Below are 25,950 nucleotides of genomic sequence, written 5' to 3' on the forward strand. Positions count from 1 at the left end.
ATCCACACCCGCTCACCAGCAGGAGTCGGACGCGCCCACAACATCAGCGGAAGCTGCAACGGCCGCGACGAAGAACCGCCGGCCGAAGCCCGCACGATCGCGGCGAAGCACAGCCGCAGCCGGTGACGATCCACCACACACCACGACCACGCCCACACAAACCGACGCGTCGGACCGACCACCACCAAGCCGAGAACCAGCAGCACCATCACGCTCAACGCGAGCCACCACGGCATCACCCGCAGCAGCACCGACAGGACCGCCACCACAAACACCGCGACCGTGATCTCCAGCGACCACCACCACAACACCCGCAGCACCGGCCACGCACGAACCAGCAGCGCCACCACCAGGCCGACCACGAAACCCGCAACCAGACCCAGCAGCATCGCCAACAGCAGCGGGCGGAAAGCCGACAGCACCGCAGTCGACGCGGCCCATAGACCCAGGCTGACGCACAGGAACGCCAGACGCGCCCGCTTCACGTACCACTGCGACACCGGCGTCTCTACCAGCGTCACCGCCCCAACCGGAGCCGCATTGAACAGTCCTCTAGCCACGAGTCGCCACCTCCAATTTGACCATCACGTCTAGCTTGTATAGCCAAATAAACGATGCATCCGTAGCCGAGTGAAGTCAAGGGGTAACCGCGTGGTTGGCTAGACAAATCTTGACGGGCGCTGTAGAACAAGACAGTGAGCGCGGGCCTACCGATGTACCGCAAGATCGCTGGCGATCTTCGGGAGAAAATTCAAGCGGGTTTGTACCCCCCTGGCTCGCAGCTGCCGACTCAGGAAGAGCTATCGCGGCAGTACGGCGTTGCACGGATGACAACCCGCCAAGCCGTCGCCCAGCTCATCAATGAGGGCTTGGTCGTGAGCCAGCAGGGCCGAGGTGCCACCGTCCGCGACCGAAAGCAAATGGTCTACCGGCCTCAAGACGGCTGGGAAGCGACCACAAGTCCAACGATGGACCGGTTTACCGCCGCCTTTTCGCGTCATGGCCGAAATCCATCAATGGATATTGAGGTAGTCGTCGTCCGGGCCGACAGCCTGGTCGCAGAGCGGCTGGGAATTCCCCTAGAAGCGCGAGTAGCTGTACGAAAACGCGTAATATCGCTTGACGGAGAACCTTTCCACATCAACGACACCTACTATCCATATGACCTGGTACGCGATACAGAGATTATGGATCCAGCAGATATTCCAGGTGGCAGTAACTACGTTCTGGCAGAACGAGGCTATCGGGAACGGTATGCAATTGATGAATTTTTCGTACGGATGCCGACACCCGAAGAAATAAACCGCCTCGGGCTTGACCCAGGAACACCGGTTGCAATGCATGTCGTGACAGGCTTTACCGCTCGGGAAGAACCCGTAAGGTGCGATATATTCATCCTGCCTGGTGATCGTCATGTAATCATGTACGAGCGGATCCATCCGATTGATGATGACGGACGCCCGGTTCCCGCACCTCGCGGCGATCAGGCGTGACTCTGACTATCCGGAGAGCCAAGCCGGACGAGGTAGACCAGGTAGCGGCCTTGTGGACTCAGGCGGCAGCCTGGCTACAGAGGCAGGGTCAAGACCAGTGGCAGTACCCGATCAAAATCCCAGGGATTGAATCGGCAATTGCTGCACGAACGTGTTGGTTAGTAGCGGAACCAAGCTGCCGTGCTGTCGCCACCGTCACGGTGGATAGCTTCGCGGATCCTAAGCTGTGGCTGCCGGATGATCAGCCTCAGGCTGCGCATTACTTGCATCGCCTGGTAGTTAGTCGAGTAGTCCACATACCGCACCTTGGATCAAAGATTTTGGACTGGGCCAGCATTAGAGCGGCAGAGGCAGGCGCGTGCTGGCTCAGGCTCGACGCGTGGACAAACAATCCACAGCTCCACAAATATTACTTGGACCACGATTTCCACCTCGTTCGAACCGTTCTCACCCCCGACGTCCCATCAGGAGTACTGTTCGAGCGTCGCGCTGGTGTTACCCTCGGACTCGGTCCCGAACTGACTACAGTTGACTGATGTGGAATGGCAGCGCTACAGCGAAGGCCATTTCTACCGCGCGGGCTCAATGATGACTGAGCGCTCAGGACACGGGTCGCCACGTCCTATGCACCACTTAACCCGGAGTATCTGAACGGTGACAGCTAGATAGCATGGCCTCTGCATATCGACTACCGTGATGTTCTGGCCACACGGTAGGAGTTGACGGATGCCTGCAACCGCGCAGCCCTGGCGTCGGTACGGACATGACCGGGTGTACGTAACAGCAGACGACGGCACCCGTCTCGGGTTTCTCGACCTCAAGACCGGCGAAGTTCACGAGGTGCCTCCAGGTAGGGAAGACGAGTTCCACGCAGCGGTTCGACCCTGGGTGCAGGAAGCCCCGGCCGACAGTCCGCCAACGCCCCAGCGGCAGCACAAGGACGAGGACTCGCCGGGCCAGGACTCGCTGGCACAACCATGGACTGATCTGGCGGCCAACCAGCCCGGCCAGTCGCCAGCTGAGGTAGCTGCGGCCTACCGGCAGGCACAGCCCGTGCAGAGCCTCATCGATCGACTATTCAGCCGGCGGAACCCGGAACGTGCCTGGCGAGTGGGTGCGAAAGGAGAGGTGGAGACTGCGCGTCGGCTGCGCGGCCTCACCAACCCAGGATCCTTTGGCCTACGCACCGCAGCCACGTGGCACATACTTCACAGCGTCCCGCTTGGCGATCGAGGACGAGACATCGACCATCTCTTAATTGGAACCCCAGGCGTTTTTGCTATCAACAGCAAACGCCACGAAGGACTCGTCACAGCGACTCGAACAGCGATCATGGTTGGGTCGCATCGCACCAGGTACGCCGAGGTTGCCCAAGATGAAGCCCACCGGGCTCAGCACCTACTGACTGCGGCCGCCTCGCGGCCGGTTCCAGTCATACCCGTAATTTCCGTGGTTGCCGCTCCGGTCGTCACCCGAGGCCAGCCCCGAGGCGTCACTGTCCTTCCCGCCAAAAGGTTGGCAGAGTGGCTACTGGCGCTGCCAGAACACTTCTCGGGCGACGAGGTACAACAGATCTTCGAGGTCGCCCGACGCTCGACTACGTGGCAGCAGTAGCCAGCGGCCCCCGTGAGAACTTTCTATACATCTTCAAGGCGGGCCTCCGGCCCGCGCACGGCATCGCGTCCGGCCGTTCGCGCCTTGCCGCTTCGCTCCCGGCGCGAGCCGGCGCTGCTTCGAGCGGCGAGAGATGGACACGCCGAAACCCCCGATCGGTCCGGCTCTGAGACTGGTCGAGGGCTTCAGCAGCTGTAAACCTACGAGGTGGAGCGAGACGTACGCGGAGGAAGATCGGCGAGGTCGGCTAGGAGATCGCGCTTGCGCGCTGCGGACAACTCGTGAATACGCGCTTCTAGCTCACCAATCATCTGGTATAGATCATCGAACTCAGATTCGTTGCCAACCGCAATCCTGAGTGTTTCCAACTGCTGGATTACCGGCCCGGCATGGGGCGGTATTTGCGGTATCTCCGCGTGCGGCTCTTTTTTGCCCATCTCTACCTCCCGACGGAGCACGGCCGCGTGCCGCACTCAGCTTCAGTCAAGCGAGTCGCTGGCGGTCTTGCGCTCAGTTCACTGACATTCGAGCAACCCACAAACCTAGCGAAACCACGCCTCCGGCGGGCAGGACCTCCCGGCCCTGCACCCGGGAAACGCCTCCGGCGGCCAGGGCTGCCCGCCCTGGACCCGGGCGGCTCCGGGATGTCCGGCCCGGCCGGCAAACCACCGCGCACCGAAGGCGACCAGACCGCGTCTGCCCGGTCCAGGTCGTTCGTCCGGCGGGGCGCTCCACCTGGACCGGGCAGACGCGGCCCGGCAGGGCGGTGCCTGCGCGACGGGATGCCACCCACGGCAGGCGGGTCACCCGGCTTGCATTGATCGTGGCCCGGACAATACGAAAGATCATCAGGCACAACCAGGGCACAACCCAGCCCCAAAAGCACCACAAAACGATGAGAGTCAATGACAGCCATCGGGGCAGGTCACGACCCCGATCGAGCACGTTCGCCCAGGTCACCTCTCCCCCATGATTGGTTCGAGATGTACTACAACGTCTGACCCTGGGCGTCGCTTGTTGAGGCGGCGGTCATGCTCGGCTTCGGCTGAGCGTGGCCGCCGCCTCGATATATGCAAGATCATGTGCGGTCTGGACTGGCATACTCCGCGCGTGATCTCCACTGTCGACCCGGCCTCGTTCGGCCCGGCCTCGTCGCGCCGGCTCCGGCGCGGCGCCCGCGGGGCTGCCGCGCTCCTGCTGACCCTGACCGCCGCCGCCGGCTGCTCCTCCGGCGGGAGCGACACCGCGCGGGCGGATCAGCTGTCGTTCGCGTTCCACCGCATCGGGCCGTCCGGGTACATGGACCAGATGCTGGAGATCACCAACGCCGGGCGGTCGGCTCTCGTACCGACGCTGAAGATCACGGCGGTGGACGAGGCCGGAGTGGCGCTGCCCGGGGTCACCGTCACCACGGCGTACGGGGCGGACCGGGCCGGACTGGTGCTGGCCGCCCGGGAGACGTCGTACGACGTGCTCTCCTTCGCCGGCGCCGACACCGCGAAGGTAACCGATGTCCGGGTGACCGTCGGCGACCTGACCACCGTGGACTTCCCGGAGGCACCCGACCCGGTGGAGCCCCAGCCGATCGACGACCAGGGGCAGCCCCGGGAGAAGTACGAGCCGTTCGACGCGGTCGTCCTGACCAACCCGAACAGCGGCACGGTCTCGGCCGGCGTGGTCTGCATCTCCTGGAACCAGCCACCCGACGGCCAGCCGCAGCAGGCCCGGAAGGTCACTCCGCTCGGCACCACGACGATCGAGGGCGGCGCGGCGGCAACCCTGCCGGCCCAGGGGGACGCCCGGAAGGGCTGCGACAGCCTCAAGGCCTACTTCGCACCGCCGAGCTAGCCGGGCCCCGGCGCGATGGACGGCGGCCCGGACCGGACCGCCGTCTCGGGTCCGGTCAGCTCTTCCAGGAATCGCCGGTCAGGGTGCCGTTGGGCCAGAGGTTGATTTCGTAGTGGTCGCCGAAGCGGCCCGGGGTCCAGCTCACGTTGGCCTTGGCCTTCGCGCCGGCGAACTTGCGGGCGACGGTGATCTTTCCGGCCACGGTGGACTTGGCACTGAAGTCGGCGTAGATGTGCAGGCGGTCCTGGCCGAGACGCATCGTGGGCTGGATGTCGCCGCGGGCGTCGGAGGCCCAGGCCGAGTTGCGGACCACGCTGTGCCAGTTCTCGATCACGAAACCGGTGACCTTGCCGCCCTGCGCGCACCAGCGGTAGGTGAATCCACTGTCGAGGACCTTGACGGTCAGCTTCTTCACGGTGTGCTGCTCGGAGGCACGCCAGCAGCTCGCCGCGGCGGCGACTGCCGGGGCAGCGCCGGCGGCGGCCAGCAGGCCGGACGCCGCAACGGAGGCGACCGCGGCGGCCAGGAAGCGCGCTGCACCATTTTGAAGCTTTTTCACTGGTTCACGTCCTTGTTTCACTGTTTATCCGGTACGTCGATTCTTCGGCTCCCGGGCCGTCTGCGCATCACCCCGGAACCGGGTTTCACCCATCCAGGAGCGGCATTTCGACGTAAATGACTGGATGCCCGAGGGGCTGCCCCGCCGATCGATGTTCCGCCGCTGACCGACCGGCCAGGCCAACCCGTCGTGTTTCAGTGATACGTGCGCTTGCCCAGCAGCCGGGCCGACGACCAGAGCAGCTCACTGCGGCGGTGCGCGCTGGCGATCGCCCGAGCCGGGTCACGTGGCAGGCCGGTGACGATCATGCGGCTGATCAGGGCGGCGAGCCGGCTCTCCGGCAGCGGGAGCGGCTCGGGCGCGACCACGCCGAGGTACGGACGACGCAGCGCCCGCGGGGCGATCACGGCGAGGATGCGCCGGAGGTGCGCCCGCTGGGAGACGATCGCGACCGGGCGGTCGTCACCGAAGTGCCCCTCGTTCTCGCAGCGGAGCAGGTTCGTCACGGTGTCGACGGACCGGCGCTCCACGCGTACCACATCGGGGTTGAACCCGGAAGCGAGCAGCGAGTCTCGCATCGCGTCGGCCTCGGGCATGCCCTGGAACGTCTCCCCCGGAGCATCCGGCGCGGTCCACGGCGTGCCCTTGCCGTCGATCGGCGACTTGTAGCCGGAACAGACGATCACGCCACCGAGCCCGGAACGGTGCAGCTCGGCGGCGACCGTGACGCGGGCCGCGCCCAGCGGGGTGAGCCCGAGCCCGTCGGCGGCCCGGCCGCGGCCCGGGACCAGGATGTGCGCGACCTGATCCAGGGTCAGGCCGGGCGTACCGGGCAGCACCTCGAATCCCACTCCACCCAGTCTGCCACCAAGATCGCGGCAGGACCCTGGCTGGTGCTCAGGGGTGCCTCCACACCCCTGAGGCACCCCTGAGAGCCAGCCGACGGCCGGGACGCGCGCTGCGGTCCGGAGCAGGCGCGGTCTGGCGGTCAGAGCAGGCGGCCGAGGTCCAGGAAGACGGTCTCGCCGGTGGCGTCGTCGATCGCGTCGTTGTCGGTCACCGCGTAGGTGCGCCCGTTGCCGGCGACGGCCAGGCCCTCGAGCTTGTCCTGCACCCAGCCGTTGTCCGCTCCGAGTGCCGGCAGCGCGTCCTTGACCAGCTTCTTGGTGACCGTCGGGGTGCCGGTCCAGGTGGCCGGGACGTCGAACCGGTAGATCTTCTTGATCGACGCCAGGGTGCCGCGCTGGTTGTCCCGCTCGATCACCGCGAACGTGTTCTTGTCGATCGCGACCAGCTCGGACAGCCCGGTCCAGCCGACCGGCGCGGTGTCCAGCGGGTAGAGCAGCCACGACCAGGTCTTGGTGACCGTGTCGTAGCGGCCGATCCGGGCGGTGTTCGCCGGGTCGCCCTTGATCGTGCGCTGGACCGCGACCCAGACCGACGTGCCGGTCTCGGCGACGCCCTCGAGACCGTTACTGGTCACCGCGGCCGCGACGTCGGCGGAGAGCGGGATCTCCTCCCGGACCTGGCCGGCGGCGTTCAGCCGGACCAGCAGGTTCGGGTTCTTGCCGGCACCGGTGCCCTCGACGGCCAGCCAGTAGCCGTCGCCCTTGCGGGCGACCAGGCCCTCGGCGTCGTAGCCGACCGGGGCGCCGTCCTTGGTGACGGTCAGCTGAGAGTCGATCTTTCCCCTGGTGCTCAGGCCGAGGATCCGGGTCGGCGAGTAGGCCGAATCGGTCACTGCCACCAAGCGCTGAGGAGAAAAGGGCACCGCGGAGAGCGCGGAGAGCGTCCCGAACGGGATGTCCCGCACCGAGTGGAGCTGCGGGTTCGCCGGAACACCGAACCCGTACACCTGGACCGTGCCGCGGATGCCGATCGACGGGTCCTCCTCCTCGGAGGAGACCACGAGCAGGTTCCGGGACGGGACCGCGACGACACCCTCGGGGGCGTTCGTGGTCGGCAGGAGCTGCGTGAAGCGCGGCTTGACCGGGTTCGACACGTCGTAGACGGCGGTGAAGTTGCCCCGCTCGGCGTTGACGAAGACGTACGGCACCCCGCCCATCGTCGCGAACGTCACGTTCTCCGGCTCGATGCCCTTGGCGTCCGAGCGCTTGTCCGGATACTGCCCGTGCTCGACGGCGATGTACTCGAGGGTGTTGCCGGCGTCCCAGACGGCCCGGCCGGCCCGGACCGAGAAGATCGACCAGCCGCGCGAGCCGCCCTCGTAGTCACCCTCGTTGGCGGTGGCGAACAGGTCGTCGGTGAGCCAGGTGACGCCGTCCGGCTCGCGCTTCGCGGTGATCGAGCCGGTGAGCTCGATCTTGTCGTCGTCCAGGGTGTCGACGCCGTCGACGGTGACCGTGCCGGCGCTGAAGTGCTTCACGACCTTGCCGCTGCGCAGTGACACCACCGCGAGGTGGTTGTTCTCCTGCAGCGAGACCACGGCCTCGTCGCGGGAGTTGACGCTGACGTACTCCGGCTCCGGGTCGGTCGGCGCGACCGCGGACAGGCCGGTGAGGTCGACCTTGCTGACCTGCCAGGTCCGGGTGTCGATCACGGCGAGGTAGCCGGCCGGCGCCTGCGGGATGGCGCCGTCGTCGACGTCCTCGTCCCGCTCGTTCTCGATGGCGACCGCGACGTACCGGCCGCTCGGCGCGACGGCGACCGAGTCCGGCTGACCGCCCAGGTCCAGCTCGCGGACCACGGCGCGGGTCTTCGCGTCGACCACGACCAGCTTGCCGGACGGGTCGGTGAACGACGCGCTGGTGTTCACCCCGGCCAGCAGCAGCCGGCCCAGGTGCGCCACCGACGTCGGCTCGCCACCCATCGCGAGGGTGCCCAGCGGCTGCGGCCGGGACGGGTTCGTGATGTCGACGAAGCCGATCCGCTCACCCGGGCTGTCGGTGTAGACGACGGTGCGGCCGTCCTCGGTGACCGTGGAGATCTCGGCCGCCGCGGTGTCACCGATCGACGAGTTCAGATAGACCGGGAACGTGGAGAGCCGGTGGAACGAGGTGGAGCGGCCGTGCGCGGCCGCCGCGGCGGGCACACTGCCGGCCGCGGCAAGAGCCAGGACGGAGACAACCGCCGAGGTGGTACGGCGTAGAGGCATGCGCCCTGATTACGTTAAGACTCTTTCCTTTTCATGGACGGGAACCGAACTCGGGGTGCCGACAGGTGTCCAGATCAGCAGAGCCAGGCTGAACCAGACATAAATGTTGCCGCCCAGCAGCTCCAGCGGCGGCCGGGGACGGTTCTCCCAGATCCAGGTCAGGTGCGAGGTCATCAGCAGGTAGGCGGCGATCGCCAGGTACGCCGGCCGCCGGTCCGCCGCGGTCCACAGCGTCCCGAAGCACCGGATCAGCGCCGGGATCAGCCAGACACAGTGGTGGATCCAGGTGACCGGGCTGATCAGGCAGCCCAGCACCCCGGTCAGCGCCAGCCCGCCGACGATGTCGTCCGGCGTACGCCACACCCGCCACCCCCAGTAGGCGAGCGTCGCCAGCACACAGACCAGCCAGATCTTCGACTCGAGCACGTCGAACGGCAGCCGGGCGATCATGCCCCGCTCGGACTGGTTGGACAGGAACCAGAGCGACCCGACCCGGTTGGTGTCCCACAGTGCCGACGTCCAGAACTCCCGGGACTGGTCCGGGAAGAGCGCCCCGGCCAGCACGGTCGCCCCGGTGGCCGCACCGATCGCGGTGCCCGCCTCCTTCCAGCGCCGGGTGACCAGCAGGTAGAGGATGAACACGCCCGGGGTCAGCTTGATCGCGGTGGCCAGCCCGATCCCGGCGCCGGCCCACCACTTGCCGCGGGCCACGCCGAACAGCATGTCCGCCGCGACCACGGTGAGCAGCAGCGTGTTCACCTGGCCGAAGCTGAACGTCTCGCGGACCGGTTCGAAGCTCATCGCCACGCAGAACGCGATCCCGAAGGTGAACCACAGCGGCTTGCCGGGGCGGCGCAGCAGCGGCTCGGCCAGCCACCAGATCAGCAGCCCGACGGTGAGCACCAGACCGATCGAGGCGAGCACCACCACCAGCCAGAACGGCAGCACCGACATCGGCGACATGACCAGGCCGGCGAACGGCGGATAGGTGAACCCGTACGGGGTGTCGACCCGCAGCCAGTCGTAGACCATGCCGCCGTCGCGGAACCAGTACTGCACCGCTCCGTAGTAGACCTTCGAGTCGAAGAACTTGTTACGGAGCTCGGAGGTGAGGACCAGCCCCACCGTCGCCAGCGCCGCGGCGACCAGGGTCAGGATTCGCTTCATGCAGCACTTTCCACACTAGGAAACCGGCGAGCACGGTCATGCCCACGGCGCCCTGCGCCTTCGTGGCGAGGGCCAGGTTGTATCCGTCGGGAAGGCAGAGGGCGGCGGCGACCGCGCACGGGACGGCCAGCGCTTTCGCCGGCGGGCGCAGGGTCGCGGCCAGCACGGCGAGGGGCCAGATCGCATACCAGGGGTGGAAGACCGGGGCGAGAAGCACCGTCGCGGCCAGCGCCAGCCCGGCGTGCAGCAGCGCGTCGCCGCCGCGCCAGGCCCGCCGGAACAGCCAGAGCAGCACCCCGGCCAGGGCGATCATGCCGAGCACCCGGGTCACCGCAACGGCGTGCGGCACCCCGGCCAGCTCGAGGGTCATCCCGATCGCGGTCGGCGGCGCGGTCCACTGCACCGAGACGCCGCTGCCGGTCAGCCCGGTGATCCAGCCCAGGCCCAGGCCGGACGCGACCGAGACGACGGCCAGCGCGCCCACCGCTCCCCCGGTGAGCTCCGCGGCAGCCCGCCATTTCGAGCGCGGGATCAGGAAGACGGCGAACGGCAGCGCGACGATCGCGGTGGCCTTCACACCCACCGCGAGCCCGAACAGGATCCCGGCCGGCCAGGCCCGGCCGGTCGTCGCCACCGCCAGGCCGCCGACCAGCAGCGCCATCATCACGGCGTCATTGTGCGTGCCGGACACCAGGTGGATCAGGACCAGCGGGCAGGCCAGCACGAGCCAGACCGCGCGCGCCGGCGGCACACCGGCCCGGCGGGCCAGCACCGGCAGGCAGGCGCCGATCGCCACCACGCCGGCCACCGCGATCAACCGCAGGAGGGCGATGGTCCCGGTGAGCGATCCGCCCACGGTCGCCGCCAGGGCGGCGAGGACCAGGAAAACCGGACCGTACGGGGCGGGGGCGGCACGCCAGGTGGGCGCGACGGCATCGGCCCAGGGACACCCCAGAAGATCAACCCCACCGGCGTACGGATTGAGCCCGGCCGCCTGCTGCCACCCCTGGCAGGCGTACGAATAGGCGTCGTAGCTGCCCAGCGGCAGAAACGGCAGCAGCGGCAGCGCCCACAGCCCGGCGGTGACATACGCCCACCGGGCGGTCGGCGGGCGGCCCGCCAGCCAGGCGCCGATCAGCAGCACGATGCCGGTCAGCCAGAGCACCGGCAGCAGCACGCCGTTCTGCCCGGCGAAGATCGTCCGCGGGGTGATCGTCGGTTCCCACGGCTGGTGCGCGCCACCGAGGTAGGCGGCGCCGGCCAGCAGGGTGCTTCCGACAAGCCCCGTGTAGCGGACGAGGAACGGACGGGGCATGGCGACGACCCTACCGTGACGTGCTGCAACGTACGGGGCACCCGGTACTGTCGGCGGGATGTGGTCTCGGCACCGGCTGGAGTGGTTCGTCGCGCTGGTGTCGACGGCCCTCGGCGGGGCCTACCTGGCCGCCCCGGCGATGGGCTCCGACCTGGCCGCGCAGGCCGGGCGGGCCGGGTTCTTCGCCGCGCACGGGTGGACGCCGATCGACCTGCGCTGGTACGCGGGTGTCGACCAGCTCGGCTACAGCCTGGTGTCACAGCCGGTGATGGCGCTGCTCGGCGTACGGGTCACCGGGGTGGTCGCGCTGGTGGCCGGGTCGGTGCTGCTGGCCGTGCTGTTCCGGCGTACCGGAGCACTGAGGCCGTGGGCCGCCGCGCTGCTCGGGGTGGTCGGGCTCGCCGGGAACCTGGTCAGCGGGCGGGTCACGTACGGTCTCGGGATCTGTGTCGGTCTGGCCGCGCTACTCGCCCTGACCTTCCGGCCGCGCCGCTCCGCGGCGGTCGCCGCCGCCCTCCTCGCCGCCCTCGCCGCCGCCACCAGCCCGGTCGTCGGCCTGTTCCTGGGCCTGACCGGCACCGCCCTGCTGCTCAGCAACGGCTGGTCCTCAGGGGTGCCTCGAGGCGCCCGAGGCACCCCTGAGAACCAGCCGGCAACCGGGACCGCGCGCCGGCTGCGGGCCCCCGGCTGGCTGTCAGGGGTGCTTCCCGGGGTCGCAGGCACCCCTGACAGCCAGCTGGGGCGGGGGCTGCTGATCGCGGTGCCGGCGGCGGTGCCGATGGGGCTGAGCGTGCTGCTCTTCGGGGACGGCGGGTGGATGAACATCAGCCGGACCGACACCCTGCACGCGGTGGTGACCGGGCTGGTGGTGGCCGCGCTGGTGCCGGTGCGGGCGGTGCGGATCGGCGCGGTGCTGTCGTCGGCCGGGGTGCTGGCGGCCGCACTGATCCACACGCCGGTGGGGTTGAACGCGACCCGGCTGGCGGTGATGTTCGCGCTGCCGCTGCTGGCCGGCTACGCGGCCCTCCCCCGTGTCGCGCGCCTGCCACGGGCGGCGGGGGTGGCGGTCGTTGTCGCGGTGGTGGCCTGGTGGCAGCCGCCGGTGTTCGCCGACGACCTGCGCGACATCGGAAACCCGACCGCTTCGCCGGGCTACTTCCGGCCGCTGACCGACCGGCTCGCCCAGCAGACCCTGACCGGGCGGGTGGAGATCCCGCCGACCAGGGACTACTGGGAGGCGGCTCGGCTCGGCGACGTGCCGCTGGCCCGGGGCTGGCTGCGCCAGGCCGACATCGACCGCAATCCGCTCTTCTTCACCACGGTCCCGGGCGCGTCCGGCACCGGCGTGGCGCTCACCGCGGAGAGCTACCGGGCCTGGCTGGCCGAGCAGGCGGTCCAGTTCGTCGCGGTGCCGGACGCCCGGCTGTCCTGGCCGGGCCGGACCGAGGCGGCGCTGGTGACGGCCGGCCTGCCGTACCTCAGATTGGTCTGGACCGACGCGCACTGGCGCCTGTACGCCGTCGCCGAAGCCCAGCCGATCGTGGCCGCCCCGGCGACGTTGGTCCGGCACACCGCCGCCGCGATCACCCTGGACGTCCCGGCCGCCGGCGACGTCCGGCTACGGGTCCGCTGGTACCGCTGGCTGACCGTTTCCGGCGGCGCCGAGGTCATCCGGGACGGCGACTGGACGATCGTCCGGGCCGCACGGCCGGGCCGCTACACACTGTCCAGCTGAGCGCTCAGCTGCGGCTGGCCTCGCGGGCGGCACGCTTGAGCTCACGCTGCTCGCGGGTGATCCGCTTGCGGTTCTCCAGGTCGCGCTTCCACTGCTCGCGGGCGCCCTCGTCGCAGCCCTGAACAGCCCCCTTGACCTGGGCCGGCCCGATCACCGAGCGGAACCACATGTCGTCGAAGGTCTCGTGGAACCAGCGCGCGAATCGATCCTGAAAGTTCGCCACGACGCTCTCCCCAGACAGTTTGTAGGCCAATGGTTTGTACACCAACTATTGGTAGAGTAGCTCGTGACCTGAGGAGAACCGCAAGTGACTGACGATCCGCTGGCACTGGAACGGCAGGTCTGTTTCGCCCTGTCGGTGGCGGCCCGCAGCGTGGTGGCGATCTACCGCCCGCTGCTCGAGCCGATGGGCCTGACCCATCCGCAGTACCTGGTGATGCTCGCCCTGTGGGGTGACTCACCGCTCTCCGTGCGGCGGCTCAGCGAGCTGCTCCAGCTCGACCCGGGCACGCTGTCGCCACTGCTCAAGCGGCTGGAGGCGATCGGCTACCTGCGCCGCGAGCGGGACCCGGCCGACGAGCGCAGCCTGGCGATCACGCTGACCGAGAGTGGTCAGGCGCTGCGGGCCGAGGCGCTGAAGATCCCGCCGGCCGTGGTGGCCAAGCTCGGCATGCCGATCGAGGACCTGCAGCGGCTGCACGCGTCGCTCACCCAGGTGATCGCGGCGGCTTCCTGAGCGGGCTGGTCAAGCCTCCATCACCCGCTGCATGGCGGCCCGCGACCGGCGGGTGATCCGCAGGTAGCGGTCCACGAACTCGCCCGGGTCGCCCCCGCCGAGCAGCAGCACCGTGCCGGCCAGCTCCACCCCGTGCTGCGGCAGCTGATCGGTGGGCCGGCCGCGGACCAGGGTCAGCGCGTTGCGGACCTGCGCGGCCAGGGTCCAGCCGGCCGTCATCTCCTCCGCGTCCGCCGGGTCGACCAGGCCGGCCTCCCGCTGGGCGGCCAGGGCCTCCAGCGTGCTGGTCATCCGCAGTTCGGGGTGCTCGTGCGCGTACCGCAGCTGCTGCAGCTGGACCGCCCACTCGACGTCGGCCAGGCCGCCGCGGCCCAGCTTGGTGTGCGTGTTCGGGTCGGCGCCGCGGGGCATCCGCTCGGTCTCCACCCGGGCCTTGATCCGGCGGATCTCGATCACCTGCTCACGGCTCAGCCCGCCGGTCGGGTACCGCTTCGTGTCGGCCAGCTTCTCGAACTCGCGGCCCAGCGACTCGTCGCCGCAGACGTACCGGGCCCGCAGCAGCGCCTGCGCCTCCCAGACCTTCGACCACCGGTCGTAGTACTGCTGGTAGGCCTGCAGGCTGCGGACCAGCGGGCCTTGCCGGCCCTCCGGGCGCAGGTCGGCGTCGATGCCCAGCGCCGGGTCCGGCGCCGGCGCGTTGAGCAGCCGGCGCAGCTCCTCGGCGATCGCGTGCGCGGCCGGTCCGGACTGCTCGTCCGGGCCCGCGTAGACGAAGAGCACGTCGGCGTCGGAGGGGTAGCTCATCTCGTACCCGCCGAGCCGGCCCATCCCGATGATCGCGAAGCGCAGCCCGGGCGGGCCGGGTTTGACCTGCCGGGCGATGTGCAACGCGGCGTTCAGGGTGGCGTCGGTGACGTCGGAGAGCGCCGCGCCGAGCACGTGCACGTCGATCGGCTGGGCCGGGGCCAGGTCGCCGCCGTGGCTCAGGATGTCGGCGCAGGCCAGCCGGAACAGCTCACGGCGGCGCTGCGCACGAACCGCGGCGATCGCCTTGACCGGGTCGTCGGCGTGCCGGACGGCCGCCGCCACGAACCCGTCGAGCAGCTTCGCCCGGGGCCGGGGCTGCAGTTCGGCGTCGTCGGCGAGCAGCCGCAGCGCCTCCGGGTCACGGGTGAGCAGGTCGGTGGCGTACCGGGAGAGGCTGAGCACCCGGGCCAGCCGGCGGGCCACCGGGCCGCCGTCGCGCAGCAGCCGCAGGTACCACGGCGTGCTGCCCAGCTTGTCCGACACGTGCCGGTAGTTGAGCAGGCCACGATCCGGTTCCGGCGCGTCGGCGAAGTCCTGCAGCAGCATCGGCAGCAGGGTGCGCTGGATCGCCGAGGTGCGGGTCACGCCGCCGGTCAGCGCCTCCAGGTGGCGCAGCGCGGCGACCGGGTCGGCGAACCCGAGGATCTCCAGCCGTTTGCGGGCCGAGGCCGGTGTCATCCGCAGTGCCTCGGCCGGGACCCGGGCCACCGCCTCCAGCAGCGGCTGGTAGAGCAGTTTGACGTGCAGCCGACGGACGTTGGCGGCGTGACCGACCCAGTCCGAGCGGAACGCCTCGACCGCGTCCCGGCCGGGCAGCGCGGTGTAGCCGAGCGCCGCGGCCAGCCAGCGCACGCCGGCCGGGTCGTCCGGGACGGTGTGCGTACGCCGGAGGTTCTGCAGTTGCAGCCGGTGTTCGACGGCGCGCAGGAACCGGTAGCCGCGCAGCAGCGTCTCGCCGTCCTGCCGGCCCACGTAGCCGCCGGCGACCAGGGCGCGCAGCGCGGGCAGCGTGCCCGGCAGCCGCAGCGTCTCGTCCACCCGGCCGTGCACCAGCTGCAGCAGCTGGACCGCGAACTCGATGTCGCGCAGCCCGCCCGGCCCGCGTTTGATCTCCCGGTCGAGCTCCTTGGCCGGCACGTTCTCGATGATCCGGCGGCGCATGTCGCGGACGTCGGCGACCGCCTCGGGGCGTTCGGCGGCGTGCCAGACCAGCGGGGCCAGATCGGCCAGCCACTCGTCCGCCAGGGCCTGGTCACCGGCTGCCGGCCGGGCCTTGAGCAGCGCCTGGAACTCCCAGGTGCGCGCCCAGCGGCGGTAGTAGGCCTGGTGGCTGGCCAGGGTGCGGACCAGCGGGCCCCGGCTGCCCTCGGGACGCAGCGCGGCGTCGACCGGCCAGGCCACCTGCCCGCAGATCTCCATCAGCCGGACCGCGACCGTCGTCCCGGCCTGCAGATCCTCGTCGCCGGCGGCCACGAAGATCACGTCGACGTCGGAGATGTAGTTCAGCTCGTTGCCGCCGCACTTGCCCATCGCCACCACCGCGAGGCGCGGCTCCGGGGTGCCGGCCGGCAGGCCCGCTACCGCTATCGCGTACGCCGCGGCCAGTGTCTCGTCGGCGAGCAGGGAGAGCGCGGCCATCGTCGGCTCCAGGCCGCGGCCGCCGGTCAGGTCCGCGGCCGCGATCCGCAAGAGCGAGATCCGGTACGCCCGGCGCAGCGCCGGCACGGTCGGCGCGTCCAGCTCGAGGTGACCCTCGGGATCGGGTGGCAGCCCGCTCTTCGTGGTGGCCAGCGTGCGCCACTCCTGCTCGTTGGCGACCAGGTGATCGCCGAGCGTTGACGAGGCGCCGAGCACCGCGACCAGCCGGCGCCGCAGCCCGTGGTCCCGGAACAGCTCCTCGGTCAGCTCCACGGTGGCCGCGTTGGCGACGATGTCACCGGCCGGCCCGGTCGGGCGGGCGCCACCGGCCCGTTCGGCGGCCCGGGAGACCGAGTCGACGAGCCGGTGGAACTGGCGCAGCGCCAGGTTCGGGTCGGCGGCCCGGGACAGCGCGTGGATCAGCTCGGCGGCGTCGGCGCTGACCGGGCCGTGCCCGGCGTCCCAGAGCCGCAGCCCGTTCTCGCCGAGCAGGTCGGCCGCCTTGGCGCCGTTGTCGGCGAAGCCGTACCGGGCCAGGCGTGTCGGCCTGGTCATCTCAATGGCCCAGCAGCGGCAGGGTCCTCGGCACGTCCGCGTCCGGCAGGGTGCCCTGGGCCAGCGCCGCGAACCGGGCCGCGAACGGCTGCCAGACCTCCTCGACGTCCGGCAGGATCTCGGCGACCGCCAGCACCACGGCCTCGGCGTCGTAGCCCAGCTCGGCCAGGTCGTCGGCGCCGTCCCGGGTCCAGTCGGCCACCATCTCGGCGTCGCACTCGATGTGGAACTGCAGGCCCCAGGCCCGGTCGCCGATCCGGAACGCCTGGTGCGCGAACCGGCTGGAGGCGGCCAGCAGGGTCGCGCTCAGCGGCAGCTCGGTGATCTCGTCGTGGTGCCACTGGACCACGTCGGGCAGCAGCGGGACCCGTTTGAACAGCGGGTCGGTGTCGGCCGCGTCGCGCTTGCCGACGAGTCCCGGGCCGATCTCCGGGCCGGACGTGCTGCGCTCGACGAGACCGCCGTGCGCGGCCGCGAGCAGCTGACCGCCGAGGCAGACGCCGAGGGTCGGCACGCGGTGCCGGACCGCCTTGCGCAGCAGCCCCTCGAGCGCCGGGAACCACGGTGCGCCGGGGGTGCCGGCCAGGTCCGGGTACGCGCTCTGGTCGCCGCCGAGCACGATCAGCGCCTGGTAGTCGTCGAGGGTCTCGGGCAGTTCGTCACCCGCGTACGGGCGGAGCACGGCGAGCTCCAGCCCGGCCTCGGTCAGCCACTCCCCGAGTCGCCGGAGATCATCGGTCGGGTCGTTCTGGATGACAAGCGCTGTGCTCACGTGTCGAGGCTAGCGGTTAACCCGATGGCAAACACCGACAGGACGTTGTCGTGGTGGCCGACGAGAGTTCCTCCCGCAGGTACGTTCCGAGCGCAGGAGGACGAGATGAGCAACGGGATCGGCTGGATCGAAGTGGGCGCCGACCGGCCGGAGCAGGCCGAGGAGTTCTACGGCGACCTGTTCGGCTGGACGTTCGCGGACGACGACGACTCGACCGGGCCGGACGGGCGACCGTACCGGATCGTCACCGGACCGGACGGCGGCGCGCCGCTGGGCGGCTTCTACGGCACCGGCGGCCGGGCGCCGCAGCAGGCGATCTTCCTGATCGTGGTCGCCGACGTCGCGGCGGCCTGCGAGCAGGCCGCCGCGCGGGGCGGGAAGGTGCTCGTCGGGCCGCAGACCGAGCCGAGCGGGCTGGTCTTCGCCCGGCTGACCGACCCGGCCGGCAACCTGTTCGGGATCTTCACCCCGCCGGGCCGCCCCTGAGCCCCGCCGGGCCGCCCATGGGCCGCCGGGCCGCCCCTGAGCTCTACGGGGTCCAGCGGGCGACGATCTCGTCGTCCTCCATCTCGCCGGTCTCGACGAAGCCCATCGACTGGTAGAGCTTGCGGGCGACGGCGTTGTCCGGCAGGTAGCTGAGCGCCACGTTCGGCGTGCCGGGCTCGGCGATCAGCCGGTCGCGCAGCTGGCCGACCAGCTCGCGGCCGATGCCCTGGCCCTGGTGTTTCGCGTCGACGAGCAGCCCGCCGATCCAGCGGCTGCCGTCGTCGTCCACGCCCCAGATGGCGAAACCGACGATCTCCTCGCCGCGCACCGCGGCGAGGGGCTGCCAGGTGTCGCCGTAGGAACACATGCAGAGGTAGTACGTCACGTCGGTGACGAACGGCTTCTGCTCCGGGTGGACGGTGAGGGCGGCGCAGTCGCGCCAGTTCCCGGCGGTGACCGGTTCGAGGCGGATCGATTCGGAACTCATCCGGCGATCTTGCCAAACCGGCCCCAGGTCGCAGGCCGGCACCTAGACGAGCGTGAGCCGCTCCCGGACGCCGGACGGGATGTCCAGGCCTTCCTCGGGGAACGTGCGCGGCGGCGCGAGCTCCCGGGTCGGGGTGATCGTGGTGATCCGGTCGGCCCGGAAGATCCGCACCGACTCGCGCAGCCGGCACCAGGCGATCAGATACCACTGCTCGCGGACACCGACATAACCCAGTGGCTCGATGTCGCGGCTGGTGACGACGCCGGCCCGATCGGCATATCCGATCCGCAGGACCCGGCCGACCCCGAGCGCGCCGACGGCCGGCCGGGGCAGGGTGGCCGGCGCCGCGCCACCGACCAGGTGGATCCGGCCGGCCAGGGCCTCGGCTGCGGCCGCGTCGTCGGCCCGCATCGCCGCCACCAGCTTACGCAGGGCGCTCGCCGCGGCCTGCCGGAACGGCGTCCCGTCGAGCTTGCGCAGCGCCAGGGCCATCGCGACCGCCTCCTCCGGCGTGAGGTTGACCGGCGGCAACGTGTGCGCTCTGTCCAGGCAATAGCCACCGGCACGGCCGGGCTCGGCATAGACCGGGGTGCCGGACTGCTGCAGGGCCGAGATGTCCCGCTCCACCGTGCGCACGCTCACCTCGAAGCGTGCCGCCAGCCAGCGGGCGCTGCGCGGCCGGGGCGCGACCGCCCGTAATTCCTCGACGAGGGCGTAGAGCCGGTCGGTACGGTTCACGCCACGAACGTTAGAGCGGGGGTACGACAATGTTGCGCGACCGACTCCAGGCCGCCCTGTTGCCGGCGATGAAGGCCAAGGACCGGGTCACGGTGACCGCGCTGCGCTCGGCGCTGGCCGCGATCGAGAACGCGGCCGCGGTGCCGTCCCGGGACACCGGCAGCGGCCTGCCCGCCACCGGGCTGGGTGTGACCGAGGTGCCGCGCCGGGCGCAGGACGACGCCGAGATCGAGCGGATCGTCCGCGCCGAGGTCGACGAACGGCTCACCGCCGCGGCCGAGTACGACCGGCTGGGCCGGGACGCCGAAGCCACCCGCCTGCGCGCCGAGGCGGACGCGCTCGGGGCCCATCTGACACCGGGAACCATCTAGGGTCTCCGGCATGACGCAGGAGTCGCCCGCGGTGCGGGTGTCCACGCTGGAACTCTTCTTCGATCTGGTCTTCGTCTTCACGGTGACCCAGCTCGCCGACACGTTGGCGCACCACCTGACGGCCGGCGGCCTGCTGAACGTCGTACTGATCCTGTTCGTGGTCTGGTGGATGTATTCGGGATATGCCTGGCTCACCAACGCGGTCGCACCGACCACCACCACCCGGCGCACCCTGCTGCTGGCCGGGATGGCCGGGTTCCTGGTGATGGCGCTGGCCATCCCGGACGCGTTCGGCGCGTACGGCTGGCTGTTCGGCGTCGGGTACCTGGTGGTCAACGTCGCGCACTCGGTGCTGTTCCTGCAGGCCGGCCCGGCGGCGGTCCGGCTGATGCGGACGCTCGGCCCGCTCAACCTGCTGGCCGCGCTGCTGGTGCTGGCCGGCGGGCTGCTGCCCGAGCCGTGGCGGCACCTGTGCTGGCTGGCCGCACCGCTGGTCCAGGTCTCGGCGGGATATCTGCACCCGATCGAGATGCACACGCTCTCCGCCGGGCACTTCGTCGAACGGCACAGCCTCGTCATGATCATCGCGATCGGTGAGTCGATCATCGCGATCGGTGTCGGCGTGGGCGGTGACCTGGACGGCGGCACGATCCTTGCCGCGGTCCTCGGCCTTTGTGTCGCCTACTACCTGTGGTGGGCCTACTTCGCCGGCGGTGACCGGCGCTCCGAGCACGTGCTGGCCGCCGTCGACGATCCGGGCCGGCGCGGCCGGCTGGCCCTGAACGCCTGGGGGTACGCGCACATCCCGATGCTGCTCGGCATCGTGGTGACCGCGGTCGGGATCAAGAAGGCGCTCGGGCACACCTTCGAGGAACTGCACTGGGGCGAGGCCCTCGCGCTCGGCGGCGGTGTCGCGATCTACCTGATCGGCCACGCCGTCTTCCTGCGCCTGGTGGGGCTGCCGGGAGCGGCGTACCGGCTGGGTGTCGCCGCGCTGTGCCTCGCGACCGTGCCGCTCGGGCACGTCCTGGCGCTGGCCCAGCTGGCCGCCATCGCCGTGCTGCTGGCCGGGGGTGCGATCGCCGAGGACCTCCCCCGGGTCCGCCGGGTCGGCACGGCCGAGGCCATCGGCGACTTCGGCCGCAGCGCCTGACCCGGGCACGACACCACGGCACGGTGAGGCCGCCCGGAACCCGCGGGCGGCCTCACCGTGTCGTACCGAAAAGGGTTTTAAGCGATGCAGGCGCAGACGATCAGCGCGGCGCCGAAGTGCGAGGCGGCGCTGACCAGCGCACCACCGTGATAGTCGTCGGTGCAGATGACCTCGCCCAGCTTGCCCGGGGTCATCCAGTCCAGGACCAGGAACGCCAGCCCCATGATGACGATGCCGACCAGGCCGAACAGGGCCGTGGAGGCCAGACCCTGGCCGAACGAGTCGTAGCTCGTGAAGATCGCGGTGAACACGATGGCGGCGATGCCGAGCTGGTTGGCGGCCAGCAGCAGAGCGGCGTTCGGATTACGGTCGACCCAGATCAGGTCGCGCAGTTTGCCCGGTGTGAGCAGGTCGATCAGGACGAAACCGACAGCCATCAGGCCGATCCCGACCAGGCCGAAGACGATGCTTCGCCCGGCGCCCTCCAGCAGATCTTGCAGCACGGCCTCTCCCTTGTCGCGTGACGTCGAACCAGACCGTACCCCGCTGTGACAAAAGTTCGTGCCCCGGCGCTGAAGCAATAGGGCCCGGCTGTCTGCCAGGGCGGACGGAGGTCAACTGATGGTGGCACCGGAGGACCTCGACGCCGTGGTGCGCGCCGCGCAGCAGGGCGACGAGGACGCGTTCCGGCGGCTCTATCGCCTGCAGCAGCCGGCGCTGCTGCGCTACCTGTGTGTGCTGGTCGGCGACGACGCCGAGGACGTCGCCTCCGAGGCCTGGCTGCAGATCGCCCGGGACCTGCGCACCTTCTCCGGCAGCTGGGACGGTTTCCGCGGCTGGACCGCGACGATCGCCCGGCACCGGGCGATGGACCTGCTCCGCGCGCAGCGCCGCCGCCCGGTCTCCGGCGGGACAGCCGAGCAGCTCACCGAACTGCACGCCGACGACGACACCGCGGACCGGGCCATCGAGTCGCTCTCCACCGGCGCCGCGATCGCCCTGATCGCCACCCTCCCGGCGGACCTGGCCGAGGCGGTGATGCTGCGGGTGGTGGTCGGTCTGGACGCCCGGACCACCGGCTCGATCGTCGGCAAGCGGGCCGGCGCGGTCCGCACCGCGGCCTACCGGGGCCTGAAGCTGCTGGCCCAGCGACTCGGCACGCCGGAGACAGCACCGGCGACCACCAAACCGGTGACACGGATCCACGGCGCGGCGCTGAGAGAGATGAATTGACCAGCCAGGAGGGACGGAGCGCGATGGACCGGAGAACCGCGGAGAACCTGCTGCGCGGCGCTCCCGGGCACCCGGTGTCCGGGCTGCTGGCCGCGGCCACGGCCCCGGCCACGGCCGGTGAGCTGGCCGGTGAGGCCGCGGCGATGGCCGCGTTCCGGGCCGCCGCTCAGTCACCGGGCCCGGTGCCCCGGCGGCGACGGGCGTTCCTGACGAAACTCCTGACCGTGAAGATGGCCGCCGTGGTCTTCGCGACCAGTGCCACGGTCGGCGGTGTCGCGCTCGCGGCGAACACCGGTGCGCTGCCCGGCCCGGTCCGCCCCGGCACACCGTCACACGCGGTGAGCAGTGGGCACTCCGCCACGCCGTCGCACACCACACGCCCACAGCCGGCCCAGTCGGCCCAGTCGACTCAGCCGGCCCGGACCCAGCTGGCCCAGCCCCGGAAGACCGGTTACCCCTGCCAGGAGCTCCGGGACCGCGATCGTGACCGCCGGACGCAGCACCGGAAGCACCGGTCCGGGAACCGCTGCGGAACGAGTGCACCGGGGCCCAGCGGGACCCCGAGGACAGCCCGGCAACACGGGTGAACAAGCCGGCACCCGCCGGGCCGGATCCGGGAGCGTCCGGTCCGGCGGGTGCCGCCACAGAGGTCAGCCGCTCTGGGGACGCCCCCTCCCCAGCGCGGGGCGGCTGAACCAGTCAGGCGGCGGCGGTCCGAGGACCGCCGCCGCCTGGTCTAGCCGTTCTGCCGGTGGATCAGAGCGCGCCGAGGTACCGCTGCCGCTCGTACGGCGTGACCTCGCGCCGGAACTGCTCCCACTCGGCCCGCTTGTTGCGCAGGAAGAAGTCGAAGACGTGCTCGCCGAGCACCTCGGCGACCAGCTCGGAGCCGGCCATCACGTCGATCGCCTCGGACAGGTTCTCCGGCAGCGCCTCGTAACCGGCGGCCTTGCGCTCGGCCGGGGACAGGCCCCACACGTCGTCCTCGGCGCCCGGGGGGAGCTCGTAGCCCTCCTCGATGCCCTTGAGGCCGGCGCCGAGCATGACCGCGAACGCCAGGTAGGGGTTGGCGGCCGAGTCGATCGACCGCACCTCGACCCGCGCCGAGTTCGGCTTGCCGAACGCCGGGACCCGGACCAGGGCGGACCGGTTCAGGTGGCCCCAGCTGACGAACGCCGGCGACTCGGTGATCCGGTCGGGCAGCTGCAGCGGGAAGAGCCGCTTGTACGAGTTGACCCACTGGTTGGTGACCGCGGTGATCTCCCGCGCGTGCACCAGCAGGCCGGCGATGAACGCCCGCGCCGTCTTGGACAGCTTCTGCGGGTCCTCGCTGTCGTAGAACGCGTTGCGCTCACCCTCGAACAGCGACAGGTGGGTGTGCATGCCGGAGCCCGGCTGGTCGGTGTATGGCTTCGGCATGAAGGTGGCCTTCACACCCTGGGAGAGCGCCACCTCCTTGACCACGTGCCGGAACGTCATGATGTTGTCCGCCGTGGTCAGCGCGTCCGCGTACCGCAGGTCGATCTCCTGCTGGCCGGGGGCGACCTCGTGGTGGCTGAACTCGACCGAGATGCCGATCCGCTCCAGGGCCAGCACGGCCTGACGGCGGAAGTCGCGGGCCACCGAGTGGGTGGTGTGGTCGAAATAGCCGCCGGTGTCGACCGGGACCGGCACCGAGCCGTCGTTGTCGCCGTCCTGGATCAGGAAGAACTCGACCTCGGGATGGGTGTAGAAGGTGAAGCCCTTCTCGGCGGCCTTGGCCAGCGAGCGGCGCAGCACGTGACGCGGGTCGGCCCAGGCGGCGCTGCCGTCCGGGAGCAGGATGTCGCAGAACATCCGGGCGCTCTCGCCGCTGCCGCCGCCCTCGAACGGGAAGACCTGGAACGTGGTCGGGTCCGGCATGGCGACCATGTCCGACTCGTAGACCCGGGCGAAGCCCTCGATCGCCGAGCCGTCGATCCCGATGCCCTCTTCGAACGCCGACTCGAGCTCGGCCGGAGCCACCGACACGCTCTTCAACGTGCCCAGCACATCGGTGAACCAGAGCCGGACAAAACGGATGTCGCGCTCCTCGAGCGTACGGAGCACGAATTCCTGCTGTCGGTCCACTTCAACCCCTGTCCCGATGTTGACCTATCGAGCCGAGACTACGCTGACCAGAGCCTGTGACGTCGGCCCGGGTCCGGAACTGAAACCGCGGCATTGGGGAACAATAAGACGCATGCCCACGCTGCGCATCGCCCTCGCTCAGGTGAACTCGACAGTCGGTGACATTCCCGGCAACGCGGCCGTGATCCGGCGCTGGTCCCGGGCCGCCGCGGACTCCGGCGCCCACCTGGTGGCCTTCCCGGAGATGATGCTCACCGGGTACCCGATCGAGGATCTGGTCTTCCGCAACTCGTTCGTCGACGCGTCCCAGCGCGCGCTGCGGGCACTCGCCGCTGACCTGGCCGCCGACGGCCTGGGCGAGCTGGCCGTGGTGGTGGGTTACGTCGACGCCGACGGCCCGGCCGCGATCAGCTCGGAGGCCGCGCCCGGCAACGGCCGGCGGGACGCGTCCGCGCTGCTGCACCGCGGCGAGGTGGCCGCCACCTATTTCAAGCACCATCTGCCGAATTACGGCGTCTTCGACGAGGACCGGCATTTCGAGCCGGGCGACTCGCTGACCGTGGTGCGCCTCGGCGGGGTGGACGTCGCGCTCACCGTCTGCGAGGACATCTGGCAGGCCGGTGGCCCGTTCACCGCGGCACGCCGGGCCGGTGTCGGGCTGGTCGTCAACATCAACGCCTCACCGTACGAGCTGAACAAGGACGACGTCCGGCTCCCGCTGGTGCGCCGGCGGGCCGCCGAGGCGGGTGCCGCGGTCGCCTACGTGAACATGATCGGCGGGCAGGACGAGCTCGTCTTCGACGGCGACTCGATCATCGTGGCGGCGGACGGTGAGCTGCTCGCCCGGGCGGGACAGTTCACCGAGGAGTTGCTCGTACACGATCTGGATCTGCCCCTCGCGGACGCCGCGCCGAACGCCGAACTGGCGACCGATGCGGCGAAGCCGCAGGTCGAGCAGGAGATCCCGGACGACATGGCGATCGATCAGATCGTCCTGGACTTCGCTCTCACCGCGAACGAGGACCGCCGCGAGGGTGGCGTCACCGAGCGCATCGCCGACGAGGCGGAGGTCTGGGCGGCGCTGGTGATGGGCCTGCGCGACTACGTGGACAAGAACGGCTTCCGCTCGGTCGTGCTCGGCCTCTCCGGTGGCATCGACTCGGCCGTGGTCGCCGCGATCGCGGTCGACGCGCTCGGCCCGGAGCGGGTCACCGGCGTCTCGCTGCCCAGCGGCTATTCCTCCGAGCACTCCAAGGACGACGCCGCCGACATGGCCAAGCGCACCGGCCTGACCTACCGCGTCGAGCCGATCCAGCCGATGGTCGACGCGTTCCTGGCGAACATGTCGCTCTCCGGCCTGGCCGTGGAGAATCTGCAGGCCCGGGTGCGCGGGGTGATCCTGATGGCGCTCTCCAACCAGGACGGGCACCTGGTGCTCACCACCGGCAACAAGAGTGAGCTCGCGGTCGGCTATTCGACGCTCTACGGCGACTCGGTCGGCGGTTACAACCCGCTCAAGGACGTGCCGAAGACCATGGTCTGGCAGCTCGCCCGCTGGCGGAACACCCAGGGCGACCCGCCGATCCCGGAGAACTCGATCACCAAGCCGCCGAGCGCCGAGCTGCGGCCGGATCAGAAGGACTCCGACTCGTTGCCCGACTACGAGGTGCTCGACCCGATCATCAAGGGGTATGTGGACCACGACCTGGGCCGGGCCGAGCTGATCGCGGCCGGCAACGACCCGGCGCTCGTCGACCGGGTGCTGCGGATGGTCGACCTGGCCGAGTACAAGCGGCGGCAGTCCGCGCCGGGCACCAAGATCTCCGGGAAGGCGTTCGGGCGTGATCGTCGCCTCCCCATCACCAACCGGTTCCGTGAAGGGAATTGATCTTTTTCCGCTCTGGGGTGGTGGGCGGGGCGGTTGGATGGGTGTGACGCCTTCCACTGACCCCTCACCTGACGGCCGACCTGGTGCGACGATTCTTCCGACACCCGGGGACCGCACCAGGCGGCCTCGAG

Annotated in this window: 24 protein-coding genes and 1 pseudogene; 11 read left to right on the top strand and 14 right to left on the bottom strand. The window is 70.3% G+C overall.

Going from position 1 to position 25,950, the window contains the following annotated elements:
• Positions 1–521, bottom strand: a pseudogene (locus ADL15_RS00005) (hypothetical protein); the annotation flags it as partial.
• Positions 522–713: 192 nt separating this feature from the next.
• On the opposite strand from ADL15_RS00005, the gene ADL15_RS50845 reads away from it, so the two are divergent.
• Both ADL15_RS50845 and ADL15_RS56955 read left to right on the top strand, forming a co-directional pair.
• A complete protein-coding gene (locus ADL15_RS50845) occupies positions 714–1,493 on the top strand; it encodes a GntR family transcriptional regulator (RefSeq protein WP_083970777.1) in 780 nt (259 codons plus the stop codon).
• A gap of 726 nt (positions 1,494–2,219) precedes the next feature.
• Positions 2,220–3,107, top strand: a complete 888-nt coding sequence (locus tag ADL15_RS56955) for a nuclease-related domain-containing protein (RefSeq protein ID WP_083970778.1) — start codon at positions 2,220–2,222, stop codon at positions 3,105–3,107.
• A gap of 200 nt (positions 3,108–3,307) precedes the next feature.
• Here the strand turns inward: ADL15_RS56955 and ADL15_RS52480 are convergent, their stop codons facing one another.
• Positions 3,308–3,544, bottom strand: a complete 237-nt coding sequence (locus ADL15_RS52480) for a hypothetical protein (protein WP_157441065.1) — start codon at positions 3,542–3,544, stop codon at positions 3,308–3,310.
• 673 nt (positions 3,545–4,217) lie between these two features.
• Here ADL15_RS52480 and ADL15_RS00010 point away from each other — a divergent pair.
• On the top strand, positions 4,218–4,955 hold the full coding sequence (locus ADL15_RS00010; protein ID WP_067683540.1) for a hypothetical protein: 738 nt from the start codon (positions 4,218–4,220) through the stop codon (positions 4,953–4,955).
• Positions 4,956–5,010: 55 nt separating this feature from the next.
• Here the strand turns inward: ADL15_RS00010 and ADL15_RS00015 are convergent, their stop codons facing one another.
• The 5 genes from ADL15_RS00015 to mptB all read right to left on the bottom strand — a co-directional run bounded on the left by ADL15_RS00015 (position 5,011) and on the right by mptB (position 11,111).
• The gene (locus ADL15_RS00015; protein ID WP_067683543.1) at positions 5,011–5,514 is read right to left on the bottom strand and encodes a hypothetical protein; all 504 of its coding nucleotides are present in this window, start codon (positions 5,512–5,514) and stop codon (positions 5,011–5,013) included.
• A gap of 194 nt (positions 5,515–5,708) precedes the next feature.
• Positions 5,709–6,365 (bottom strand): YdcF family protein, encoded by a 657-nt coding sequence (locus ADL15_RS53870; protein WP_067683546.1) that lies wholly within the window; start codon positions 6,363–6,365, stop codon positions 5,709–5,711.
• A gap of 137 nt (positions 6,366–6,502) precedes the next feature.
• Positions 6,503–8,629, bottom strand: coding sequence for an esterase-like activity of phytase family protein (locus tag ADL15_RS00025; protein ID WP_067683549.1), 2,127 nt, complete (start codon positions 8,627–8,629; stop codon positions 6,503–6,505).
• A gap of 9 nt (positions 8,630–8,638) precedes the next feature.
• Positions 8,639–9,796, bottom strand: coding sequence for a glycosyltransferase 87 family protein (locus tag ADL15_RS00030; protein WP_067683552.1), 1,158 nt, complete (start codon positions 9,794–9,796; stop codon positions 8,639–8,641).
• A complete protein-coding gene (mptB, locus tag ADL15_RS00035) occupies positions 9,723–11,111 on the bottom strand; it encodes a polyprenol phosphomannose-dependent alpha 1,6 mannosyltransferase MptB (protein WP_067683555.1) in 1,389 nt (462 codons plus the stop codon). The genes ADL15_RS00030 and mptB overlap by 74 nt, the downstream gene beginning before the upstream one ends.
• Before the next feature lie 58 nt (positions 11,112–11,169).
• Between mptB and ADL15_RS00040 the strand changes: the two genes are divergently transcribed.
• Positions 11,170–12,846 carry a hypothetical protein gene (locus ADL15_RS00040; RefSeq protein WP_067683558.1) on the top strand — a complete coding sequence of 559 codons (1,677 nt, stop codon included), beginning with the start codon at positions 11,170–11,172 and terminating at the stop codon, positions 12,844–12,846.
• A gap of 4 nt (positions 12,847–12,850) precedes the next feature.
• Here the strand turns inward: ADL15_RS00040 and ADL15_RS00045 are convergent, their stop codons facing one another.
• Positions 12,851–13,069, bottom strand: a complete 219-nt coding sequence (locus ADL15_RS00045; RefSeq protein WP_067683561.1) for a hypothetical protein — start codon at positions 13,067–13,069, stop codon at positions 12,851–12,853.
• A gap of 84 nt (positions 13,070–13,153) precedes the next feature.
• Between ADL15_RS00045 and ADL15_RS00050 the strand changes: the two genes are divergently transcribed.
• Positions 13,154–13,582, top strand: coding sequence for a MarR family winged helix-turn-helix transcriptional regulator (locus ADL15_RS00050; protein WP_067683565.1), 429 nt, complete (start codon positions 13,154–13,156; stop codon positions 13,580–13,582).
• 9 nt (positions 13,583–13,591) lie between these two features.
• Here the strand turns inward: ADL15_RS00050 and ADL15_RS00055 are convergent, their stop codons facing one another.
• On the bottom strand, positions 13,592–16,582 hold the full coding sequence (locus ADL15_RS00055) for a bifunctional [glutamine synthetase] adenylyltransferase/[glutamine synthetase]-adenylyl-L-tyrosine phosphorylase (RefSeq protein WP_067683568.1): 2,991 nt from the start codon (positions 16,580–16,582) through the stop codon (positions 13,592–13,594).
• A 1-nt stretch (position 16,583) separates the two neighbouring features.
• On the bottom strand, positions 16,584–17,354 hold the full coding sequence (locus tag ADL15_RS00060) for a type 1 glutamine amidotransferase (protein ID WP_067683571.1): 771 nt from the start codon (positions 17,352–17,354) through the stop codon (positions 16,584–16,586).
• Between the two features lie 105 nt (positions 17,355–17,459).
• Here ADL15_RS00060 and ADL15_RS00065 point away from each other — a divergent pair, with 105 nt between their 5' ends.
• On the top strand, positions 17,460–17,840 hold the full coding sequence (locus ADL15_RS00065) for a VOC family protein (protein ID WP_067683574.1): 381 nt from the start codon (positions 17,460–17,462) through the stop codon (positions 17,838–17,840).
• Between the two features lie 43 nt (positions 17,841–17,883).
• Here ADL15_RS00065 and ADL15_RS00070 read toward each other — a convergent pair whose 3' ends face one another.
• Together ADL15_RS00070 and ADL15_RS00075 are read right to left on the bottom strand one after the other, a co-directional pair.
• Complete coding sequence (locus ADL15_RS00070; RefSeq protein ID WP_067683576.1) at positions 17,884–18,327, bottom strand: GNAT family N-acetyltransferase; 444 nt, start codon at positions 18,325–18,327, stop codon at positions 17,884–17,886.
• A gap of 42 nt (positions 18,328–18,369) precedes the next feature.
• Positions 18,370–19,065 (bottom strand): helix-turn-helix transcriptional regulator, encoded by a 696-nt coding sequence (locus ADL15_RS00075; protein WP_067683578.1) that lies wholly within the window; start codon positions 19,063–19,065, stop codon positions 18,370–18,372.
• A 29-nt stretch (positions 19,066–19,094) separates the two neighbouring features.
• Here ADL15_RS00075 and ADL15_RS00080 point away from each other — a divergent pair, with 29 nt between their 5' ends.
• Both ADL15_RS00080 and ADL15_RS00085 read left to right on the top strand, forming a co-directional pair.
• Entirely contained in the window at positions 19,095–19,436 is a 342-nt protein-coding gene (locus ADL15_RS00080; protein ID WP_067683581.1) for a GatB/YqeY domain-containing protein, read from the top strand.
• A 10-nt stretch (positions 19,437–19,446) separates the two neighbouring features.
• Positions 19,447–20,589, top strand: a complete 1,143-nt coding sequence (locus tag ADL15_RS00085) for a low temperature requirement protein A (protein WP_067683584.1) — start codon at positions 19,447–19,449, stop codon at positions 20,587–20,589.
• Between the two features lie 77 nt (positions 20,590–20,666).
• Here the strand turns inward: ADL15_RS00085 and ADL15_RS00090 are convergent, their stop codons facing one another.
• A complete protein-coding gene (locus ADL15_RS00090) occupies positions 20,667–21,092 on the bottom strand; it encodes a DUF350 domain-containing protein (RefSeq protein WP_067683587.1) in 426 nt (141 codons plus the stop codon).
• A 118-nt stretch (positions 21,093–21,210) separates the two neighbouring features.
• Between ADL15_RS00090 and ADL15_RS00095 the strand changes: the two genes are divergently transcribed.
• Complete coding sequence (locus ADL15_RS00095; RefSeq protein ID WP_067683590.1) at positions 21,211–21,822, top strand: RNA polymerase sigma factor; 612 nt, start codon at positions 21,211–21,213, stop codon at positions 21,820–21,822.
• A 23-nt stretch (positions 21,823–21,845) separates the two neighbouring features.
• Complete coding sequence (locus ADL15_RS00100) at positions 21,846–22,409, top strand: hypothetical protein (protein ID WP_067683593.1); 564 nt, start codon at positions 21,846–21,848, stop codon at positions 22,407–22,409.
• Between the two features lie 169 nt (positions 22,410–22,578).
• Here ADL15_RS00100 and glnA read toward each other — a convergent pair whose 3' ends face one another.
• The gene (gene glnA, locus ADL15_RS00105; RefSeq protein ID WP_067683596.1) at positions 22,579–23,931 is read right to left on the bottom strand and encodes a type I glutamate--ammonia ligase; all 1,353 of its coding nucleotides are present in this window, start codon (positions 23,929–23,931) and stop codon (positions 22,579–22,581) included.
• Between the two features lie 112 nt (positions 23,932–24,043).
• On the opposite strand from glnA, the gene ADL15_RS00110 reads away from it, so the two are divergent.
• Complete coding sequence (locus ADL15_RS00110; protein WP_067683599.1) at positions 24,044–25,819, top strand: NAD+ synthase; 1,776 nt, start codon at positions 24,044–24,046, stop codon at positions 25,817–25,819.
• Positions 25,820–25,950: the final 131 nt, after the last annotated feature.

Origin of the sequence: Actinoplanes awajinensis subsp. mycoplanecinus (assembly GCF_001509495.1) — a bacterium.
Taxonomy (GTDB): Bacteria; Actinomycetota; Actinomycetes; order Mycobacteriales; family Micromonosporaceae; genus Actinoplanes; species Actinoplanes palleronii.

What these genes read in the sequence shown, in the direction of transcription:
- ADL15_RS50845 (WP_083970777.1), top strand. Translation starts at nt 714, where the DNA reads ATGTACCGCAAGATCGCTGGCGATCTTCGGGAGAAAATTCAAGCGGGT.
- ADL15_RS56955 (WP_083970778.1), top strand. Translation starts at nt 2,220, where the DNA reads ATGCCTGCAACCGCGCAGCCCTGGCGTCGGTACGGACATGACCGGGTG.
- ADL15_RS52480 (WP_157441065.1), bottom strand. Translation starts at nt 3,544, where the DNA reads ATGGGCAAAAAAGAGCCGCACGCGGAGATACCGCAAATACCGCCCCAT.
- ADL15_RS00025 (WP_067683549.1), bottom strand. Translation starts at nt 8,629, where the DNA reads ATGCCTCTACGCCGTACCACCTCGGCGGTTGTCTCCGTCCTGGCTCTT.
- ADL15_RS00030 (WP_067683552.1), bottom strand. Translation starts at nt 9,796, where the DNA reads ATGAAGCGAATCCTGACCCTGGTCGCCGCGGCGCTGGCGACGGTGGGG.
- mptB (WP_067683555.1), bottom strand. Translation starts at nt 11,111, where the DNA reads ATGCCCCGTCCGTTCCTCGTCCGCTACACGGGGCTTGTCGGAAGCACC.
- ADL15_RS00040 (WP_067683558.1), top strand. Translation starts at nt 11,170, where the DNA reads ATGTGGTCTCGGCACCGGCTGGAGTGGTTCGTCGCGCTGGTGTCGACG.
- ADL15_RS00055 (WP_067683568.1), bottom strand. Translation starts at nt 16,582, where the DNA reads ATGACCAGGCCGACACGCCTGGCCCGGTACGGCTTCGCCGACAACGGC.
- ADL15_RS00065 (WP_067683574.1), top strand. Translation starts at nt 17,460, where the DNA reads ATGAGCAACGGGATCGGCTGGATCGAAGTGGGCGCCGACCGGCCGGAG.
- ADL15_RS00070 (WP_067683576.1), bottom strand. Translation starts at nt 18,327, where the DNA reads ATGAGTTCCGAATCGATCCGCCTCGAACCGGTCACCGCCGGGAACTGG.
- ADL15_RS00080 (WP_067683581.1), top strand. Translation starts at nt 19,095, where the DNA reads ATGTTGCGCGACCGACTCCAGGCCGCCCTGTTGCCGGCGATGAAGGCC.
- ADL15_RS00085 (WP_067683584.1), top strand. Translation starts at nt 19,447, where the DNA reads ATGACGCAGGAGTCGCCCGCGGTGCGGGTGTCCACGCTGGAACTCTTC.
- ADL15_RS00095 (WP_067683590.1), top strand. Translation starts at nt 21,211, where the DNA reads ATGGTGGCACCGGAGGACCTCGACGCCGTGGTGCGCGCCGCGCAGCAG.
- ADL15_RS00100 (WP_067683593.1), top strand. Translation starts at nt 21,846, where the DNA reads ATGGACCGGAGAACCGCGGAGAACCTGCTGCGCGGCGCTCCCGGGCAC.
- ADL15_RS00110 (WP_067683599.1), top strand. Translation starts at nt 24,044, where the DNA reads ATGCCCACGCTGCGCATCGCCCTCGCTCAGGTGAACTCGACAGTCGGT.